This is a genomic window from Campylobacter concisus, from assembly GCF_003048615.2.
Taxonomy (GTDB): domain Bacteria; phylum Campylobacterota; class Campylobacteria; order Campylobacterales; family Campylobacteraceae; genus Campylobacter_A; species Campylobacter_A concisus_C.
This window is the reverse complement of record NZ_CP049263.1, coordinates 182,306-201,138: the sequence shown is the minus strand read 5'-3', so window position 1 is coordinate 201,138 and position 18,833 is coordinate 182,306. Positions and strand designations below refer to the sequence as shown.

Sequence of the window (18,833 nt, the reverse complement as noted above, 5' to 3'; positions counted from 1 at the left end):
TTTAAAATGAATTTATCTCTAAACTCTTTATCTTATTACTTAGATCCACGCCAACAAGCACGTTTTTATCTATAAAAATTTCTTTTATCTCGCCGCTAAAAAGCTCTTTTTTGCCCTTTAGCTTAAAACTTTTGTCAAATTTATAGATCACTCCGTCCTCGCCAGCTACTAAAACCTCGTCTCCCGCGCACGCAAGAGCTGAAATTTTAGATCTTAAAACTTGCTTTTTAGCTCCACTTTTAAGATCTAAAATTTCTCCGTTTCTAAAGCCTATGAAAATTTCATCATCACTAAATTTACAAGCACTTATCGGAGCAAAGCCAACGCTTTTTTGCTCTTTTGCGTTAAGCTTGCTATCAAGCAAAAATGCCTTGCCATTAAAGCTTGTAAAAAACACTCCCTCGCCAAGCGATAAAAAGCTAGAAATTTTATAAACATTGTTAAAATTTTTTGATATAAATTTTTTAGAACTCTTGTCAAAAATAGCGATCGTTACGACATTTGCCATATCGCAAGCGACGTAAATTTTCTCTTTATCTAGCAAGATATTTGAAACCTTACAGCCAACATTTGGCAGTGCAAATAAAAATTCCTTCTCGCTAGCTACCTTTACGATCTCGTTGTTTAAATTTGCAACGTAAAAAGAGCTCTCGTCAAAAGCACATCTTTGATCTTTGTAAATTTTCTCCTTTAGTCCTAGGCTTTTTGTCTCGCCATCTTTTACAAAGATGATGTTTTGACTATTTTCATCGACAAAACAGCCTTTATCCTCAGCAAAAAGCGCTATCAAAGATAAGCTAAGACATAGCAGAAATTTCATTATCTAGGTTGCTTTCATCGTAAATTTAAAATTAACAAAAATATACATATTCATATCTTAAAAGCAAATTAGAAGTTAATTTGTTTTCTTAAGCTTTTAAAGAAAAATATCAATAATTTTTTTTAAATTTTGCCATTTACAATAAATAGACTTTGGAATTTAACGGATAGAAATATACTTTTGATAAAATTTATTATCTATAAAAATTCGTATTTTAAGTATTTTATGCATTAAAATTTAAATTATAAATATTTTTTTAAAAAAATTATTTAAATTAGATAATTATATTAAGAAATGAAAAAATCCTCTTGCCTTTTGAGCAAAGCTTAATTTTTAGATTTTTGATATTTTTTTGCTTAAATTTACTGATAACTTAAATTTGCTTAAATAGGCTATAATCTGCCAAAAAAAGGAGAGATAATGCTAACACATTTAGATGAAAAAGACCGTCCAAAGATGGTCGATGTAAGCCCAAAAGATCCCACAAAAAGAGTAGCAACTGCTAGCGGGATCATCAAAATGAGCAAAGATGCTTTTAAGGCGATCAAAGAAAATACCGGCAAAAAAGGCCCAGTCATCCAAACAGCCGTCATCGCTGCGATAATGGGCGCTAAAAAGACAAGCGAGCTAATACCTATGTGCCATCCACTAGCCATTTTGGGTGTGGATTGTGACATCGAGGAGCTGCCTGAAATTTGCGCTTTTAAGCTTTACGTGAGCGTCAAGATCGAGGGCAAGACAGGCGTTGAGATGGAGGCGCTAACAGGCGTGAGCGTGGGACTTTTAACCATTTACGACATGGTAAAAGCCATAGATAAGGGTATGGAGATCGGCAACATCGTACTAGAGAGCAAAACAGGAGGAAAAAGTGGCGAATATATGCGATCTAAATAACAAAAAGGCAAAAATCGACTACCCAACACACTGGGAGTACAAAGTGATATTTGACGCTGGCGTAAATGCCGAAGAGAAGGTAAAAGAGATAGTAAAAGATAGAGAATTTAAGCTAGTTTTTTCAAAATTTAGCAAAGATAAAAAATACGCTAGCTACGATCTAGCCGTGTTAGTTTTAAGCGAAGAAGAGAGGCTAGAGATTTTTTCAGCGCTAAAACACGAAGCAAAATACGTTTTATAAGGCAAAAATATGGATAAACTTGAGCAAAATTTACGTGATTATAAAGATAGCGAGGGGCTACTAACTAGCATAAAGGCTCTTTGCAACGACTTTTTTAAGGATGTCTCAGACAAAGACGAAAACACACTACCTGATCTTTTGAAGCAAAAGATGAACGAGCTTTACGACAAAATGGATAAAGAGAGTCTCATAAATGCTAAAAACCTAAAAAGCGCTATGGAGGGGATAAATCAGGCCCTAGTTAGCGGCGAAGAGAAGCAGCTTTATGAGCTATTTGATAAAAGAGATGAGATAAATAGAGCGATCGAGACAAAGCGTGAAGAGATAAAAAATAGGCTAAAAATTTCATTTGAAGCGGCTGAAGAGGTCGTAAAAGATAGAAATTTTGGCGAAAAAGAAGAAATTTTAGAGCTTTTAAACAACGCGATCATTAGAGAAACAAGGATGCTTGGCATCTTAAAAGAGAGTGCTCAAATCGCCTTTTTAACAACACTTGAGGGCGCAAAGGATGTAGAAGAGACCGCTGGTGCGATAGCTAAAAATATGACCTACGCTGCGATAAGAGGCGGGGAGTTTAGCAAAGAGCGAATGTTTGAAATTTCAAAAAATATCATCAGTGCAGCTGGAAATTTAGCAAATGAGGGGCATATATTTGCAAAAGAGCTCATAAAAGGCGCGATAAATGGCACAAGAGATGGCATTTTAAGGGCTATTGAAAAGCTAAAAGATGAGGCGAAATTTGCTCCAGATGAGCTAAGGCTAAACTCACAACTTTTAAATTTAAAAAACGTGGATGAAGAGTTTATAGCGCTTCTTAAAGAGCTTGAAAATGAATTTGACGGCGTGGCTAAAAGCGAGATCGAAAGCGTGATAAATAGCGAGCTTGACACAAATCTAGCAAAATTTAAACGCATAAGCGATCAAGCGATGGAGCAGATCAGCTCAAGGCTTGAAGAGCTAAAATCAAACGGCGTTGCAAAGCTTATGAGCGAGGCGAACAATAAATTTGAAGCTCTAAAGCAAGAGCTAAATGACAAGAGCAAAAAGCTAAAGCTAAATTTTGACGCAAACGATAAGCTTGAAGGCCTCAAACAAGATATCGCAGAGTTTGAGAAAAAAGCAAATGATAAGCTTGAAGACATCAAACAAATGGATATAAAATCAGAAGCTAAGAAATTTGGCGACAGAGCATATCAAGCCGCAAAAGACTTCATAAACGTCATAAAAAAAGATAAAAAAGAGGAGTAAATTTGCCAAGCTTTTGGCAAATTTATCATTTTGGCTAGGTCTTAGCCTAGCCTTTTATAACTTAAATTTATAAAAATAGATAGAGCAAAAACGCTCCCAAGATCAAGCGGTAGATGACAAAAGGTAGCATCCTGATCCTTGAGATGATCCCCATAAATAGCTTCACGCAGATATAAGCACTAACTGCACTTATGATGACGCCAAGGGCAATGTCGCTCCATGGCAAGGCATTTGGATCTTTTATAAGCTTGATGCTCTCAAGTCCGCCAGCTAGGATGATGACAGGTATCGAAAGTAAAAATGAGAAATTTGCACTGCCCTTGTGGCTAAAGCCCAAAAACAAGGCCGCTGTCATCGTTATACCTGATCTTGAGACGCCAGGGATGAGCGCCACAGCCTGCGCTAAGCCTATGATGAGAGCAAATTTTATGGTCATTTCGTATTCGCTTTTGTTTGTTGAGCGAAGATCAGCAAAGTAAAGTGCGATGCCAAAGATGATAGTTGTAACTGCGATCACAACGCCACTTCTTGCGTACTCTTCGATCACGTTGTTAAACAAAAGTCCAAAGATGCCAACTGGGATAGTGGCAAATCCCACGCACCAAACAAGCAAGCTATCGCCCACCATCTTTCGTTGCGCTATCGAGGCAAAAAAGTCGCGAAGTAGCTTAAAAATCGTATCTTTAAAATAAAAAAGTATCGCGCTTAGCGTACCAACATGCACTGCCACGTCAAAAGCAAGCCCTTGATCTGGCCAGCCAAGTAGCTTTGGCACCAAGATGAGATGAGCCGAGCTTGATATCGGCAAAAACTCGCTTATGCCTTGCACCAAGGCCAAAACGATAACGTGAGAAATTTCCATAAAATGCCTTTTTTTGATTTTAGATTGCAGTTGGGGATTTTACTCCCCAAAGTTAAATTTTATATAAGTTCGCTAGCAAAATTTGCAAGCTTTTGCGGAGTAAATCCGAAGTGGTCAAATAGCTCATTTGCCTTGCCGCTAGCGCCAAAGCTGTTCATGCCATAAACTGCGTCAGCAAATTTATACCACTCATAGCCAGTTGCAGCCTCAACTGCGATGATAGTTGTGTTTTTATCTAAAATTCTAGCCACATACTCAGCTGGCTGCTCGCAAAGCAGATCAAAACAAGGCGCTGATACGATGTTTGTACCGATGCCTTGCTCAGCTAGAAGTGCGGCTGCTTTTACGCAGAGTGAGACCTCGCTGCCGCTTGCTATAAATGTGATCTTCGCATCTTTTGCCGAGCTTAGTAGATATGCGCCGTTACTAACCTCGCCAAATTCACCTTTTGCAAGTGGGTCAAGCCCTTGGCGACTAAGCACAAATGCACTTGGAGTGTTTAAATTTAGAGCCACTTGCCAGCTAGCTGCGTTTTCGTTGCCATCAGCTGGGCGGAAAGTGTAGAAATTTGGCATAGCTCTAAATGTGCTAAGCTGCTCGATAGGCTGATGTGTCGGACCATCTTCGCCAACGCCGATGCTATCGTGTGTGAAGACAAAAAAGTGTTTGATGCCCATTAGCGCTGCTATCCTTGCACTTGGCTTTAGGTAGTCACTGAAGATGAAAAATGTCGCTGAAAATGGCAAGAAAAGCCCGTATCTAGCGATGCCGTTGTTGATAGCTGCCATGGCGTGCTCTCTGATGCCGTAGTGGATGTTTTTGCCATTTGGGAAGTCGCCCATGCCCTTTAGTTCGGTCTTGTTTGAAGGAGCAAGATCTGCACTACCGCCGATAAAGCCAGGAAGTTTTTTAGCTATCTCATTTAAAATGACATGGTTTGTATCTCTTGTGGCTAGCTTTTTGTCGCTAAAGTCTGGAAATTCGAGCTTGCTAAAGTCTGGATTGAGAAGCGAGTTTAATAAATTTTTACCCTCGCTGCTTAGTGCCTCGACCTTTTTGTTCCACATAGCCTCTTCAAGATCGCCCTTTTCTACTGCACCTCTAAATCTTAAAAGCACATCCTCGTCGATAGCAAATTTCTTCTCAGGGTCAAAGCCAGCTGCGGCCTTTGCCTTTTTGATGATCTCCTCGCCAAGTGGTGCGCCGTGGCTGTGGTGGCTGCCCTCAAGCTCCATTGCGCCGCGTGCTATGTGTGTGTTTGCGATGATGAGATATGGCGACTCTTTCTCGCTTGCTTGCTCAAGTGCAAATTCGATCTGGTTGTAGTCGTGTCCGTCGATGCGTGCGACCTCCCAGCCCTGCGCTTCAAACCTCGCCTTGACGTCCTCGCTAAATGCGATCGCTGTGTCACCCTCGATCGTGATGTTGTTTGAGTCGTAGATGAGCACAAGGTTGTCTAGTCTTAAATTTCCTGCGATTGAACATGCCTCGTAGCTTATGCCCTCTTCAAGATCGCCATCACCGCAAAGACAGTAAATTTTATGATCGATTATTTTATTATCTGACTCATTTAGCACGTTTGCAGCGTATTTTTCTGCCATGGCTAGACCAACTGCATTTGCTACGCCTTGACCAAGTGGGCCAGTAGCCACCTCAACGCCTGGAGTGTGAATTTCTGGGTGTCCTGGGGTGTTTGAGCCAAGTTGGCGAAATTTCTTAAGCTCATCTAGGCTTAGATCGTAGCCGCTTAGGTGCAAGAAGCTATAAACCAAGCTTGATGCGTGACCACCGCTAAAAACGAGCCTATCTCTGTTTAGCCATTTTGGATTTTTAGGGTTGTGTTTTAAAAAGTTGCTTAAAACCACCATGATATCGGCTAGGCCCATAGGAGCACCTGGGTGTCCGCTGTTAGCGTTTTGCACCATATCAGCGCACAAAAATCTTATAGTATCGGCTTGTTTTTTTAGCATATGATCTCCTTTTATTGCGTCAGATTATACAAAAAAGTGATTAAATCTTGCCTTGCATTTTTGCCCAAAATGTCTAAAAAGTGATATAAATTTACGAAATTTACGCACTATCTTAGGTGCTTGTCTGTAAGCTCTAAGATCATCTTTGCTATGCTTGCATCTACCTGTTTTAGCGCCTCTTCTATCTCGCTAATTAGCTCATCTTTTTTCTTTTTTGCACCAGATAGACCAAGTAAATTTGTAAATGAGTTTTTAGCTAGGTCGTTATGCACGGGCTTTCCAGCGGCCGCTTCGTCGCTTGTAAGATCTATGATATCATCTTGTATCTGAAAAGCAAGCCCAAGCTTTAGGCCGATATCATAAATTTTCTCGCACTCTGTTTTGCTTAAATTTACTATCACAGCGCCCATTTTTAGGCTTGCAGCGATGAGCTTTGCGGTTTTGTGGATGTGTAAAAAGACTAGCTCATCAAGGCTTAGCATCTTACCAGAGAGGCCAAATTTAGCCTTTGCTCTTTTGATGTCCTCTTTGTTTGTATTTTCAAAAAAACAATCAAGCGCCTGACCTAGCACCATGCCGCTAACGCCAGCATTTTGGCTTAAAATTTCAACGCATTTTATACGAGTGTCAGCTGGCAACTCAGCACGTGAAATTTCATAAAAAGCGTGCGTATTTAGCGCATCTCCTGCAAGTATCGCAGTCGTTTCGTCGTATGTGACGTGAAGCGTTGGCGTGCCGCGCCTTAGGCTTGCGTTATCCATAGACGGCAGATCATCATGGATGAGCGAGTATGTGTGCATCATCTCAAGTCCCAAAGCCACTCTCATGGCCTTTTGCGTGAGGCTTTTATCGACGTTTTCGACCACACCAAGAAGCAATAGCGCCCTAAAGTGCTTGCCTCCAGCCTTTAGCATAACGCCAAGCGCCTCCTCATAGTAAGGATGAAAGCTATGCGCCTTTGGCAAATTTGCATTTAGAAATTTTACGAAGTCCTCAAGTAGGCTCATTTTGGCACTCTTGCAAAGAACTGAAAGTCATTTCTAGTAAATAAAAGCACGAAATTTTGCAGGTCGCTGATCTTTTCTAAAAGCTCCTCGCGGCTACTCACGCTCTCTTTGTTGTAGCCTAAAATTTTATCGCCGATCTTGATACCAAAGATATCAGCATTTGACTTTGGCTCGACCTTTGTAACTACTAAATTTTTATCAACCGTGATACCATAATCCACCAAAACTTTATCATCTAGCAAGCTCTCAGGCGACTTTGGCATGACATTTAAATTTGGCAGATCAAGGCTTGAAGGAGCGTCAATATCTAGGCTTTGGTTAAATTTCACATCTCCGCTTACTGGCACTTGAAAGAGTAGCTCCTGCCTATCACGCTTCACGATGATGTCTAGTTTTGCGCCTTTTGGAGCAAAAAGCACCATCTCATTTAGCTCTCTTAGGCTCTTTGGCTTGATGCCATTTATCGTAACAAGCTCATCATCTACCATCATCATCTTGCCGCGGCCCAGTGGATCAACAAGACCCACAAAAAATTTATCCTCTTTTTGCAAGAATTTCACGCCGATATCGCCGTAATATACGTCATCGTAAGATACAAAGTGCTTTAAATAGCGGTTTGGTATAAATTTATCAGCTCCAACAGCTATGCCTATCATCTTGCAACAAGGCGTGTTTATCTCGCCAGTCGCGTTATACTCGAAGCTTAGCGTGTCAAAGTCGCCTAAATTTTGTCCCAAAGACTTGATGTGACCCATGACGGTGTTGTTTGCATCGTTTAAAATGCCAACCCAAGTGCTCTTTTTTATGCGCTCCTCGTTGGTCTCATCAGCCATCACAACGGGGCTTAGCTCCTTACTAGAGCGCACTAAGAAAAGCTGCAAATATGGGTCAAATTTGACATATTCGCCAAGCGGAGCTCCCTCGCTTTTTGGCACTGCGATCAAATTTTTAGTGATAGCCACGCCAAAGTGTTTATTTACCGAGACGATTGAGTTTTTGTTCTTTTCAAAGCAGGCGTTAAAGTCCTCTTGCGTAGGCCTAGGATCGGCGTTTAGGCAAAGCGCTGATAGCAAAAAAGCAAGGGCAAATTTATATTTTAGTCTCATTTTATCCCCATCGAAGCAAGGCCGCCAAGCATCCTTGAAGCGGTGTTTTTCTTATCGGCCTCAACTGATTTTAGCACATCATTTATGGCGCTTATTAGCAAAATTTGCATGCTCTCTTTATCTTCAAGCAAGCTATCATCTATGCTGATATCAAGTATTTCGCCACTGCCGTTTGCTCTCACACTCACTAGTCCGCCACCGCTTTTTGCGCCAAATTCTTTATTTTTGCTCTCTTCTTCCATCTGCTTGGCCTGCTTTTGCACATCCTCAAGCATCTGCCCCATCTTTGAAAAGTCAAATCCCTCAAACATCGCCTACTCCTTTATGATCTCGTTTTTGTTATTTACATGCACGATGGTTGGCTTAAATTTCTTAGCCTTTTTAAATTTCATGCTAGCATAAGCTACGATGATGACCACGTCGCCAACGCAGACCTTTCTAGCAGCTGCGCCGTTTAGGCAAATTTCGCCTTTTTTGCCCTTTATCACGTATGTGGCAAATCTCTCGCCGTTATTTACATCTAAAATTTCAACCTTTTGATTTTCTATCAAATTTGCAGCCTTTATAAGCTCCTCGCCGATGCTGATCGAGCCAACATAGTTTAAATTTGCGTCTGTTACGACGGCTCTGTGGATCTTGCTAGCTAAAATTTCTATATTCATTTTTACCTCTTTAAAAGCTCTTTTACTACTTCTTTGTCGCTAAATGGGTGCTTGACGCCCTTTATCTCCTGATATGGCTCGTCGCCTTTGCCAAGTATGACAAGCGCCCAGCCAGGTTCTAGCTTGCTAATGGCTAGAGCGATCGCCTCTTTGCGGTTGGCGTTTCGTATCAAATTTTCATTTTGGCTCATGCCAGCGCAAATTTCATCGATTATGCTCTCTGGCTCTTCGCTTCTTGGATTGTCACTAGTGACTATGCAAATTCTTGCGTATTTTTGGGCTATCGCTCCCATTTTAGGGCGCTTTGTCCTATCTCTATCGCCGCCTGCGCCAAAGACTGCGATCAAATTTAGATGTCTAAGCGAATTTAGCACCTTTTCGATGCCATCTGGCGTATGAGCAAAATCCACGATGACTAGCGGATCGTTGCTAACGACCTCCATCCTGCCGCTCACGCCTTTAAATTTACTTATCGCCTTTGAAAGTGCAGCTGCATCTGGGCGCTCTAGCAGGCAAACTGCGCCAAGAGCGGCGATTAGATTGTAAAGATTAAACTCACCTTGAAGGCTTGAGTCTATCTCCACATCGCCATTTGGCGTCTTGATAACTGCGTCTATGCCGTCCTTTAGCCCATAAACTATCGGTGCAAAGCTAGCTGGCTTTTTGATCGCGTATGTGTAGGCGTTTTTTGGGTTAAATTTAACGCCACCATCGTCAATATTTATGAGTTTTACGCTCTCATCGTCAAAGAAGCTTGACTTTACCCTAGCATACTCCTCCATGCTCTTGTGGTAGTCGAGATGGTCTTGAGTTAAATTTGTAAAAATTTTAAGGGCAAATTTCAAGCTCTCTATGCGTTTTTGAGCGATCGCGTGCGAGCTAACCTCCATCACAAAATACTCACAGCCATGCTCGCTGGCTGCTTTGAGGTATGAGAGCGTCTTTAAAATGGCACTTGTCGTAAGCGCCTTGTCATCTATCTGCTCGCCCTCTATAAATGCCCCTCTGGTGCCACTTAGGCCACATTTTTTTCCTAAATTTCGCAAAGTCTCATAGATAGCCGCAGCCGTTGTGGTCTTGCCATTGGTGCCTGTGATGCCAACTATTTTTAGATTTTCATCTATTTTTAAAAGCTTTTTGCACTCTTCAAGGGTGATTATCTTAGCGCCCTTTTTTACCGCGTCTTCTGCAAATTTCGCATTTGCAGTAGTTTGCACAAAGTATGCACCCTGCTCGCACTCGTTTGAGTCATCTGTTATGAAGCTATTTTCTACTGATATTTTCATCGTTTTGTCTTTTTTGTATCTCTTTAAAAAGCTGATCTATACGCTCGTCGCCGCCAAACATCACCGCCGCACTCTCAAGGTAGTTCATGCTCATATCGATGAAGTCATTTTTTATCAAATTTCCTAAAAATTCCAAAAAATCGTCTTTGTTTGAGATCATCACCTTGGTTGAAAACATGATGTTTTCAAAGACCTTTTTAAAGCTGCCATCCTTATAAACAGCCCTTTTAAAGTCCTCGTAGCTGATCGCGTCTTGCTCTTCAAAGTACTCGCTCTCCTCATCTCTGGACTCTAAAATTTTTAAAATTTCCTCCACGCCCTCGTCGTCTTCGCCAGCTCTTACTTTCGCCATGTAGTAGTCAAACAAAAGCTTTGCCTCTTCGGCATTTTCCTCGCCAAGAGAGCAAATTTGTATCAAAAATAGTAAATTTTTCTCCTGCGTCTTTTCGTAGGCTAGTGAAAAGTAAAAGATTGCATCTTTAAATTTAGAGCGTTTGAAATATTTTATGCCTATTTTTTTATAATCTATCAATGTCAAATTCCTCGCCTATTGGGACATTTATGACCTCAAGCTCTGGGTGAATGTCTATGCGAAGCTGCCTTTCGATGCCGTATTTTAGCGTGGTTGTGCTAGCTGCGCATCCATGACAATGTCCTGTTAGTCTTACGTAAATTTTGCCGTTTTTTATGCCAAGTAGCTCCATGCCGCCGCCGTCATTTTCAAGCATCGGTAGAACCTTTTGCAAACTCGCAGTCACTGGTTTTAAAAGCTCTTCATCACTAAATGGGATCATATTTTTTCCTTAAATTTTTTAGCTATTATAGCAGATAAAGTGCAAACAAATAGTGCCCTGGCGTTAACTCGCGGCAACCTTAAACTTAGGATTTTGAAGTTTTTATATCATTTTTTGATTATATTTTATCTGTCAGCCTTTACATTAAACTTACTAAATTAGCACCTATTCTTGTCTTATTTGATTAAAATGTTTTTGCAATAATTTGTTTTTTTACAAACAAGTATTTTAACAAAGGTAAAATCCACAAAAATTTTTATTTTGATGTTCTACTTATAAAATTATTCGCATTAAGCAAGAATTGTAAAGCTTTTTATATTTTTCAGAATTTAGAAATTAGAATTTATAATCTTGTTTTTTGTAATGTAAAATTATTATTTTTCTTAGATTTAATAAACTCTATAAAGATATATTGTGCTAACTCTTAACGAAGTATTATAATAAGATCAAGAAATGGTGACCCATACGAGACTCGAACTCGTGTTACCAACGTGAGAGGCTGGTGTCCTAACCGCTAGACGAATGGGCCAAAAGATGGTGCCCCGTGTAGGTCTCGAACCTACGACCCCATCATTAAGAGTGATATGCTCTACCAACTGAGCTAACGAGGCAAGATTAAATATCAATAACAAAGCGTTATCTTAGAACTTATAATCTTAAAATTTAATTTGATCACTCAAAAAACAAGAAAAAATAGAATCAATAACCTTAACCTAAGGTTTAGTAGATGGCGCAGCGGACGGGGCTCGAACCCGCGACCTCCGCCGTGACAGGGCGGCATTCTAACCAACTGAACTACCGCTGCACCTAAAAGTAATGGTGGTCGCTATAAGACTCGAACTTATGACATCCACCTTGTAAGGGTGGCGCTCTACCAACTGAGCTAAGCGACCTAAAAATTTAAAATATCTGGCGACCCTTAGAGGATTTGAACCTCTGTTCCTACACAGAGAAAGTAGAGTCCTGAGCCACTAGACGAAAGGGTCATAAACCCAAAAATGGTGTCCTGCGTTGGATTCGAACCAACGGCCCCCTCATTAAAAGTGAGATGCTCTACCGACTGAGCTAGCAAGACATGATTATTTAAAAAAGAATTGAGATTATACAAAAAACATTATTATATGTCAAGAAAAGATCATTTAAATTTTAGAATAAGCATAAAAAATATTTTTAATTTAAAAAATAAATATTAATAGTAAAGGCAATAAATTAAAAGATGGTGCGGATGAGAGGACTTGAACCTCCACGCCGTGGGGCACCAGATCCTAAGTCTGGCGTGTCTGCCAATTTCACCACATCCGCACAACAATAATAAGTGGTACGCCCATCAGGATTCGAACCTGAGGCCTACGGCTTAGAAGGCCGTTGCTCTATCCAGCTGAGCTATGAGCGCATAAAGTCTTTTAAGTGGCGCGCCCGATAGGAGTCGAACCCATAACCTACAGATCCGAAGTCTGTCGCTCTATCCAATTGAGCTACGAGCGCCCAAAATGGGGTGAGTGATGGGAATCGAACCCACGACCCTCAGGACCACAATCTGATGCTCTAACCGACTGAGCTACACTCACCATTTAACATGGTCGGGGTGAAAGGATTCGAACCTTCGGCCCTCTGGTCCCAAACCAGATGCGCTAACCAGACTGCGCTACACCCCGCCTGAGTCGTGTTTGTAAGTTTATGCCACTACCTCATTAAAAAGCCGTATTTTAACTAGTTTTTTTGTTAAAGTCAATTAAAAAATACTTAAATTAATAAAAATAGATACAAAAAAATAATTTTGAACAAAAATTAGCCAAAATTAAATTTTATATGAACTAAGTTCTATCAAATTTCCATCAAAGTCGTAAATATATAAACTCTTCATTGTTCCAAGTGCTCCGTTTCGCTCCACTATTCCAAGCTCGATCTCTACGCCTTTTGAAAGTAGCTGCAAGCGCACATCTTCTATGTCATCTTCGACTATCAAGCATATATCAGCACCGCCCTTTGTTGGATGCTTTGCCGCAGGTAAAAACTCGCCCTCAAACCTATGTAAATTTATCTTTTGTGAGCCAAAATTTAGGCTAATGTGACCGTCTTTCTGGGATGGTCGCATGCCTAAAATGTCGCAGTAAAATTTAAATGCCTCTTTAACGTCGCTTACGACTATCACGATGTGATCTAAATTTTTTATCTGCATTTTTTTGCTCACAATAAAATATTATTTAGATAATTTTTTCTTTTTGGCATATATATTTATACTCTCGACCGCTAGAGAGAATGCCATTGCAAAATAAATATATCCTTTTGGAATATGAAAGCCTACACCCTCTGCAACAAGTGTCATACCTACAAGCACTAAAAATGCAAGTGCTAAAACCTTAATGGTTGGGTTATTATCTACAAAATCAGATATAGCTTTTGAAGCTACCATCATCACACCAACTGCCAAAATAACAGCTATAATCATGATCTCTATATGTTCTGCCATACCGACAGCCGTAATGACGCTATCAAGTGAAAAAACGATATCCAAAATAGCTATTTCGCTTACAACTACCAAGAAATTTGCGTGCGACTTTCCACTATCTTTGCTATCTTCTTCACCAGCAACGCTTGAATGTATCTCTAGAGTTGATTTGACAAGCAAAAATAAACCTCCAAGTATAAGCACCAGATCACGACCACTTATACTAAATTCTGCGATAGTAAAAAGCGGCTTCGTGAGTTTCATAATCCAAAACAATGAAAGAAGAAGCAGTATTCTAGTTATCATAGCTAGTCCTAAACCAACTATCCTACCACTACCCCTTTGCTCTGGTGGCAGTTTGCCTACTAAAATAGCGATAAATATGATGTTATCTATGCCTAAAACTATCTCCAAGCCAGTTAGCGTAAGTAGCGATATCCACGCCTCTGGCGAACTCAACCATTCAAACATTTACTTCCTTTGTTAAAATTTTTATTATGCTTTGGGGCAAAATTTCATGCTCTATGGCGTGAATTTTAGCCTCCCACTCATCTAAACTCATGCCATCCTCGCGCTCAAACGCCCTTTGCGCGATCAGTTTGCCCCCGTCAAGCTCCTCGCTCACGTAGTGCACGCTGACACCGCCTATCATCATATCGCTCTCAAAGCTCTCCTTTATCGCATGTGCGCCCTTAAAAAGTGGCAGGATAGATGGGTGAAGGTTTATGGCTTTTATCTGCGCCGTAAAAACTGGCGTTAGTATCCTCATAAAGCCTGCAAGCACCGTTAGATCGGCCCCGCTTTTTAAAATTTGCTCCACCAAAACAGCGTCAAATTCCTCACGATTTTTAAATTTAGCGCTCTCTATGACGAGCGTTTCAAGTCCAAATTTCTTAGCTCGCTCGATACCAAATGCACCAGGCTTGTTGCAGATACAAAGACAAACTTCTATCTTTACGCCATTAAAAATTTGATTATGAACTTTTTTAAGTATCGCTTCTAAATTTGAGCCACTGCCGCTAAAAAGCACGGCTATTTTTTTCGTAAGCATTTTACTCCTTTGATGATGTCTGTTGGCTCCAGCGCGTAGCTGTTTTTGTCAAAATTTCTAAGGCTAAGCGCATGAGCTAAAGTGGCTGAGATGGCAGCATTTAGTGGCTCATAGCCTTGAGCCAAAAGTGCTAGCACAAGACCGCTTAGCACGTCGCCGCTGCCACCTTTTGCAAGCGCGCTTTTGCCATAAGGCATGACATAAATTTGCCCCTCTTTGGCGATTATGGTGTTTGCCCCTTTTAGCACAAGCACAGCCTTAAATTTCTCGCTCCAAGCCTTAGCGTAAGCGTATCTGTTTTCTTGCAAGGTTTGCACATCTATATCGGCTATTTTGCAAATTTTTAAAAGCGAGCAAAACTCCTTTGGATGAGGCGTCAAGACGCAGTTCTCGCTTAGTAGGTCAAGCACTTTTTGGCTGTAAAATATATCAGCGTCAAGAACGAGCTTTTTGCCCTTTAAAATTTGCACCTCAAGCTCTTCTACGCCCCTTTTGCCAAGCCCCATGCCAAGGGCTCCAGCGTTCATTTTTTCGCTTATCTTACTAGCTTGCATGATATGCGTTGGTAAATTTAAACTCTGCTCGCCCATCACGCTAACTAGCCCAGCCCCAAAGGTAAATGCCGCCTTTGCACAAAGCTTGCTAGCTCCTATGTGCTCGCCAGATATGATAAATGCGTGGCCAAAGTCGCCCTTATTTACGCATTGATTTTTTCTATTTGGAAGTATGAGGTCGCATTTTTCAAGCAGATGATAGTCGCTCTCGCACTCGTAGTTTTGCGCGCTTATGCCAAGAGTGGCGAGTTTTATCTTGCCAGCGTAGTCCTTTGCTGTGTCACTATAAAGCCCTAGCTTTCTAGCTCCCATCGTGATGGTGGCGTCTGCTTTTACGCAAGCGCCAAGCACCTTGCCCTCGCTACTTAGCCCGCTTGGCACGTCGCAAGCGATGATGTAAGCAGGACTAGCGTTTATTTTTGAGATGAGATTAGTTAAATTTTGATCCAAAGCTCTATTTAGCCCTGAGCCAAAAAGCCCGTCTATGAGGCATTTTGCACTATTTAGGCTATTTTCTACGTCTTTGCTTTCACGCACGCCAGCAAATTTAGCTCGCTCGAGCTGCTTGGCGGCAAGTGGCTTTAAATTTTTACTAGCTAGGATAAATTCACACTCATACTCGCCCTCTAGCATCCTTAAAGCGCAAAGCACGTCAGCGCCGTTGTTTCCGCCACCGCAAATGCCAAGCACTCTCTCGCCTTTTTTAAATTTCTTACGTATGAAATTTGCTATAGCTGTGGCTGCATTTTCCATTAACAGCTCTTCACTAAGGTCAAATTTCTCGCCTGCTCGCTCGTCTAAAACTCTCGTGTCTAAATATAAATTTTTCATTCTATGCCCTAAAACTAAGCGCCTCTAGGATGTGGGGCTTTAAAATTTGCTCGCTCTCATCAAGATCGGCGATGCTTCTAGCCACTCTAAGCGTCCTTTTTATGCCCCTTTGAGAGAGGTTGTACTTCGTGGCGGCCTTTTGTAAAATCTCACTCGCCTCGGCATTTAACGTGCAAAATTTAGCCACCTGCGCGTCATTTAGCTTGCCATTTAGCTCATCTTGACCCCGCTTTTTTTGAAAGATAAAGGCTTTTAAAACCATCTCGCTCATCTGCTGTGAGCTCAAACTCGCTTTGTCGCTTGGCGAGCTCTCATCCATCGCGACTTTTAAGTCTATGCGGTCAAGCACTGGGGCTGAAATTTTGGCTTTGTAGTTTTTTATCTCATTTTCACTGCATTTGCAGTTTAGGTTGCGGGAGAATAAATTTCCACAAGGGCAGGGATTTTGAGCGGCCACGAAGATAAATTTAGTCTCGTAAGTCACTTTTGAATTTACCCTTGCGATGTGAATTTGATTGTCCTCGAGCGGCTCTCTAAGGCTTTCTATCACCTGTTTAGCAAAGTGTGGGAACTCGTCAAAAAATAGCACTCCGCCATTTGCAAGTGCGATCTCGCCGATCTTTGCGACGTTTGAGCCTCCGCCAAAGATCGAGCTTTTAGTCGAGGTGTGGTGCGGCGAGCGAAAGGCTCTAGTGCTTGTAAATTCGCTATCTTGAAGATTTAGCGAGCGGTAGGCGGCGGACTTTAGCACCTCTTCTAGGCTTTGTGGCGCCATGATGTAGACGAGGCGTTTTGCGCACATGCTCTTGCCACTGCCTGGGCTACCTTCAAATAAGATATTGTGCATGCCAACAGCTGCGATGACGCAGGCTCTTTTGGCTCTTTCTTGACCTAAAACGTCCTTAAAATCAAGCTCGAAATTTAAATTTGGTACATATCTTTTGCCAGAAATTTCTATCACATTTGAAAATAGCTCGTGTGTGGCGCTAAAATGCGTGCTTTTAGCAAATTCTGCGTCGCTAAAAAACTTTATCGCCTCTTCTAGTGTGCTAACGCCATAAACCTCTAAATTTGGTATCATCGAAGCTTTTGCAGCTATCTCTTTTGGCACTAAAATTTTAGCCTTTTGCACCTGCGTGCTTAAAAAAAGTAGGATCGAAAATAAATTTGCCGTGCTTTTTACACTACCGTCAAGTCCAAGCTCGCCAAAAACAAAAATTTTCTCCAAGCTTTTTGCCTTTTGAAGAGCGATTAAAAGGGCGATGCTTAAGTCAAAATGTGAGCCACTTTTTGGTAGGTCTGAGGGGGATAAATTTATGGTTATTTTTTGCGCTGGAAAGGCAAAGTCAAGCGCCAAAAGTGCCGCCTTTACGCGCTCTGTGCTCTCTTTGATGCTGGTGCTTGCAAGACCCACGATGCTAAAGCCAGGAAGCCCACGAGAAAAGATCGACTCAACATCAATGATCTTTAGTCCGTCGCCGTAAGTAGCACATTTTAAGGACTTCATGATGTCTTTTCTTTTTTCTGCTTTTTGTATTCCTTGTCGAATTTCTTGCGTTTGTTAAAGCCTATTTTTTCTATAAAAAGATGTCCGTCTAGGTGGTCATTTTCATGCTGGATAGCGATCGCTAGTAGCCCATCAGTTTTTAAGGTCTGCTCTTTGCCAAAGCGGTCTTGAAATTTGATAGCAACTACCTCGCTTCTTTTAACGTCCTCGTAGTAGCCAGGCACGCTAAGGCAGCCCTCTTGATAGACGCACTCGCCCTCACGCAGCTCAAATTTTGGGTTTATGATCTCGATTAAATTTTCTTTATCTTGCACACCCTCTTCGTTGGCTAAATTTATGATGAAAATTCTCTTTGCAACGCCTATTTGTATGGCTGCAAGACCGATGCCTTCTTTTGCGATCATCGTCTCATACATATCATCAAGAAGTTTGTGAAGCTTCTCATCGAAGACTTCAACTTCTTTTGAAATTTCATAAAGTTTTTTATTTGGATAGGATAAAACTTCTAGGATCAAACTAATTCTCTGCTTTCTCGTCTAAAAATAGCGGCTCATTTAGGTCTTGGTTGGTCTCTAGCTTGTCAAGCGCGTGAGATAGCAGCTCTTCAGTGCTCTTTGTCTTTGAGATCATGCTTGAGACGATCTGCACGTCTAGTTTGCACTCTTCGTTGTCGATCTTCCAAGGCATAGATGAAAGCATGTTTAAAATTCTCGCGCACGCTTGCTTTGTGCCGTTTTCGTCGGTGTATTTCATCACCATAGCAAAGCAGCCATCGCCGTAGTGTGCGACTATATCGCTTCTACGTGAAGTTCTTAAAAGAAGCTGCGACATGCTTTTAAACATATTGTTTCGCTCTTTTAAATTTTTAACGCGGTTTGCAAATTTATCTTTTATCTTGACTAACAAAAATGAGGCATTATAGCCGTAGCGCCTAACAGACTCGATCTCGCTGCTTATGGTCGCTACTAGAAATTTCTTGTTATAGACCTCGTATGTTGTGTCGTAGATCGACTGCTCTTCGATCGCCTTAAACATCTTGCCGACCTCTTCGTAGCTCATCTTGATGACGTCAAGGTGCTTGTCCATGAGGTCGTTTAGCTTGATAAGGTCTTGGTTAAAGGCGCTTAAAACGTTTTGAAGCGCAAGGACGTTTGTGTTGTTTTTAAGCCCATCCATACGCTTTTGTACTAGGCTTCTCATAACGCCTAAATTTTTATAGATGAGCACGACTGCTTGAAGCATGCTCTTTATCTGGATAAAGCCTTGTTTTACCTCTTTTTCGATAGAGATGTTACCATTTGTCGGCACTGAGCTTTCAGAATTTGCCACGATGATATCGCCGATCTCTTTTCTAAACTCGTCTGACTGCCCATCAAGCATCTTTTCAAAATAGATAGAGTAGTTTGTCGGCGTAGATGGGACGTTGTCGTCGCTTAGCTCGTGTAAAACGTCCTCTGAAAATTTATAGATATTTACCTTTTCTTTTTTGACAGCTAGCTTTGCTTCAGCTGCTTTTTTCTTTGGATCTGGTGCGTTATCTATCTTTATCAC

Annotated in this window: 20 protein-coding genes and 11 tRNA genes; 3 read left to right on the top strand and 28 right to left on the bottom strand. The window is 41.2% G+C overall.

Annotated features, from left to right (window positions below; translation table 11 throughout):
• Nucleotide 1: 1 nt before the first annotated feature.
• Nucleotides 2-820 (bottom strand): ATP-dependent protease, encoded by an 819-nt coding sequence (locus CVS89_RS01095; protein ID WP_107848279.1) that lies wholly within the window; start codon nt 818-820, stop codon nt 2-4.
• A 417-nt stretch (nt 821-1,237) separates the two neighbouring features.
• On the opposite strand from CVS89_RS01095, the gene moaC reads away from it, so the two are divergent.
• The 3 genes from moaC to CVS89_RS01080 are packed head-to-tail and all read left to right on the top strand — an operon-like array spanning nt 1,238 to nt 3,203.
• Entirely contained in the window at nt 1,238-1,714 is a 477-nt protein-coding gene (moaC, locus tag CVS89_RS01090) for a cyclic pyranopterin monophosphate synthase MoaC (protein ID WP_196088155.1), read from the top strand.
• Entirely contained in the window at nt 1,689-1,955 is a 267-nt protein-coding gene (locus CVS89_RS01085; RefSeq protein ID WP_009295275.1) for an HP0495 family protein, read from the top strand. The genes moaC and CVS89_RS01085 overlap by 26 nt, the downstream gene beginning before the upstream one ends.
• Before the next feature lie 9 nt (nt 1,956-1,964).
• Nucleotides 1,965-3,203 carry a hypothetical protein gene (locus CVS89_RS01080; RefSeq protein WP_107848277.1) on the top strand — a complete coding sequence of 413 codons (1,239 nt, stop codon included), beginning with the start codon at nt 1,965-1,967 and terminating at the stop codon, nt 3,201-3,203.
• Between the two features lie 67 nt (nt 3,204-3,270).
• On the opposite strand, the gene CVS89_RS01075 is transcribed toward CVS89_RS01080, so the two are convergent.
• The 27 genes from CVS89_RS01075 to CVS89_RS00945 all read right to left on the bottom strand — a co-directional run bounded on the left by CVS89_RS01075 (nt 3,271) and on the right by CVS89_RS00945 (nt 18,833).
• Nucleotides 3,271-4,065 carry an undecaprenyl-diphosphate phosphatase gene (locus CVS89_RS01075; protein WP_002941660.1) on the bottom strand — a complete coding sequence of 265 codons (795 nt, stop codon included), beginning with the start codon at nt 4,063-4,065 and terminating at the stop codon, nt 3,271-3,273.
• Nucleotides 4,066-4,124: 59 nt separating this feature from the next.
• A complete protein-coding gene (tkt, locus tag CVS89_RS01070; protein WP_107848276.1) occupies nt 4,125-6,035 on the bottom strand; it encodes a transketolase in 1,911 nt (636 codons plus the stop codon).
• Nucleotides 6,036-6,142: 107 nt separating this feature from the next.
• Complete coding sequence (locus CVS89_RS01065) at nt 6,143-7,042, bottom strand: polyprenyl synthetase family protein (protein WP_107848275.1); 900 nt, start codon at nt 7,040-7,042, stop codon at nt 6,143-6,145.
• Nucleotides 7,039-8,148 carry a DUF7488 domain-containing protein gene (locus tag CVS89_RS01060; protein ID WP_107848274.1) on the bottom strand — a complete coding sequence of 370 codons (1,110 nt, stop codon included), beginning with the start codon at nt 8,146-8,148 and terminating at the stop codon, nt 7,039-7,041. Before CVS89_RS01060 ends, CVS89_RS01065 begins: the two co-directional genes overlap by 4 nt.
• Nucleotides 8,145-8,459, bottom strand: coding sequence for a YbaB/EbfC family nucleoid-associated protein (locus CVS89_RS01055; protein ID WP_012140545.1), 315 nt, complete (start codon nt 8,457-8,459; stop codon nt 8,145-8,147). The genes CVS89_RS01060 and CVS89_RS01055 overlap by 4 nt, the downstream gene beginning before the upstream one ends.
• Nucleotides 8,460-8,462: 3 nt before the next feature.
• Nucleotides 8,463-8,810 (bottom strand): aspartate 1-decarboxylase, encoded by a 348-nt coding sequence (gene panD / locus CVS89_RS01050; protein ID WP_002941539.1) that lies wholly within the window; start codon nt 8,808-8,810, stop codon nt 8,463-8,465.
• A 2-nt stretch (nt 8,811-8,812) separates the two neighbouring features.
• The gene (locus CVS89_RS01045; RefSeq protein ID WP_107848273.1) at nt 8,813-10,096 is read right to left on the bottom strand and encodes a UDP-N-acetylmuramoyl-L-alanyl-D-glutamate--2,6-diaminopimelate ligase; all 1,284 of its coding nucleotides are present in this window, start codon (nt 10,094-10,096) and stop codon (nt 8,813-8,815) included.
• The gene (locus tag CVS89_RS01040) at nt 10,074-10,628 is read right to left on the bottom strand and encodes a hypothetical protein (protein WP_009295268.1); all 555 of its coding nucleotides are present in this window, start codon (nt 10,626-10,628) and stop codon (nt 10,074-10,076) included. The genes CVS89_RS01045 and CVS89_RS01040 overlap by 23 nt, the downstream gene beginning before the upstream one ends.
• The gene (locus CVS89_RS01035; RefSeq protein WP_009295267.1) at nt 10,615-10,890 is read right to left on the bottom strand and encodes a NifU family protein; all 276 of its coding nucleotides are present in this window, start codon (nt 10,888-10,890) and stop codon (nt 10,615-10,617) included. Before CVS89_RS01035 ends, CVS89_RS01040 begins: the two co-directional genes overlap by 14 nt.
• Before the next feature lie 454 nt (nt 10,891-11,344).
• Nucleotides 11,345-11,419, bottom strand: a tRNA-Glu gene (locus tag CVS89_RS01030).
• Nucleotides 11,420-11,425: 6 nt separating this feature from the next.
• A tRNA-Lys gene (locus tag CVS89_RS01025) sits at nt 11,426-11,501 on the bottom strand.
• Nucleotides 11,502-11,618: 117 nt separating this feature from the next.
• Nucleotides 11,619-11,695: transfer RNA gene (locus CVS89_RS01020), tRNA-Asp, on the bottom strand.
• Between the two features lie 12 nt (nt 11,696-11,707).
• Nucleotides 11,708-11,783, bottom strand: a tRNA-Val gene (locus tag CVS89_RS01015).
• Between the two features lie 17 nt (nt 11,784-11,800).
• Nucleotides 11,801-11,876 (bottom strand) — tRNA-Glu (locus CVS89_RS01010).
• Nucleotides 11,877-11,889: 13 nt separating this feature from the next.
• A tRNA-Lys gene (locus tag CVS89_RS01005) sits at nt 11,890-11,965 on the bottom strand.
• Nucleotides 11,966-12,107: 142 nt separating this feature from the next.
• Nucleotides 12,108-12,192 (bottom strand) — tRNA-Leu (locus CVS89_RS01000).
• A gap of 14 nt (nt 12,193-12,206) precedes the next feature.
• A tRNA-Arg gene (locus CVS89_RS00995) sits at nt 12,207-12,283 on the bottom strand.
• A gap of 15 nt (nt 12,284-12,298) precedes the next feature.
• A tRNA-Arg gene (locus CVS89_RS00990) sits at nt 12,299-12,375 on the bottom strand.
• Nucleotides 12,376-12,381: 6 nt separating this feature from the next.
• Nucleotides 12,382-12,458: transfer RNA gene (locus CVS89_RS00985), tRNA-His, on the bottom strand.
• A 9-nt stretch (nt 12,459-12,467) separates the two neighbouring features.
• Nucleotides 12,468-12,545, bottom strand: a tRNA-Pro gene (locus CVS89_RS00980).
• Nucleotides 12,546-12,688: 143 nt separating this feature from the next.
• Complete coding sequence (locus CVS89_RS00975; RefSeq protein WP_107848301.1) at nt 12,689-13,069, bottom strand: VOC family protein; 381 nt, start codon at nt 13,067-13,069, stop codon at nt 12,689-12,691.
• 21 nt (nt 13,070-13,090) lie between these two features.
• A complete protein-coding gene (locus CVS89_RS00970; RefSeq protein ID WP_107848272.1) occupies nt 13,091-13,810 on the bottom strand; it encodes a TerC family protein in 720 nt (239 codons plus the stop codon).
• Nucleotides 13,803-14,390: a phosphoribosylglycinamide formyltransferase gene (gene purN, locus CVS89_RS00965; protein ID WP_103602317.1), complete on the bottom strand. Its 588-nt coding sequence runs from the start codon at nt 14,388-14,390 to the stop codon at nt 13,803-13,805. Before purN ends, CVS89_RS00970 begins: the two co-directional genes overlap by 8 nt.
• Entirely contained in the window at nt 14,372-15,775 is a 1,404-nt protein-coding gene (locus CVS89_RS00960) for an NAD(P)H-hydrate dehydratase (protein WP_107848271.1), read from the bottom strand. The genes purN and CVS89_RS00960 overlap by 19 nt, the downstream gene beginning before the upstream one ends.
• A 1-nt stretch (nt 15,776) precedes the next feature.
• Nucleotides 15,777-17,282 (bottom strand): YifB family Mg chelatase-like AAA ATPase, encoded by a 1,506-nt coding sequence (locus tag CVS89_RS00955; RefSeq protein WP_107848270.1) that lies wholly within the window; start codon nt 17,280-17,282, stop codon nt 15,777-15,779.
• Nucleotides 17,279-17,797: a peptide deformylase gene (gene def / locus CVS89_RS00950; protein ID WP_012001014.1), complete on the bottom strand. Its 519-nt coding sequence runs from the start codon at nt 17,795-17,797 to the stop codon at nt 17,279-17,281. The genes CVS89_RS00955 and def overlap by 4 nt, the downstream gene beginning before the upstream one ends.
• 1 nt (nt 17,798) lies before the next feature.
• Nucleotides 17,799-18,833 (bottom strand): GGDEF domain-containing protein, encoded by a 1,035-nt coding sequence (locus tag CVS89_RS00945; protein ID WP_107848269.1) that lies wholly within the window; start codon nt 18,831-18,833, stop codon nt 17,799-17,801.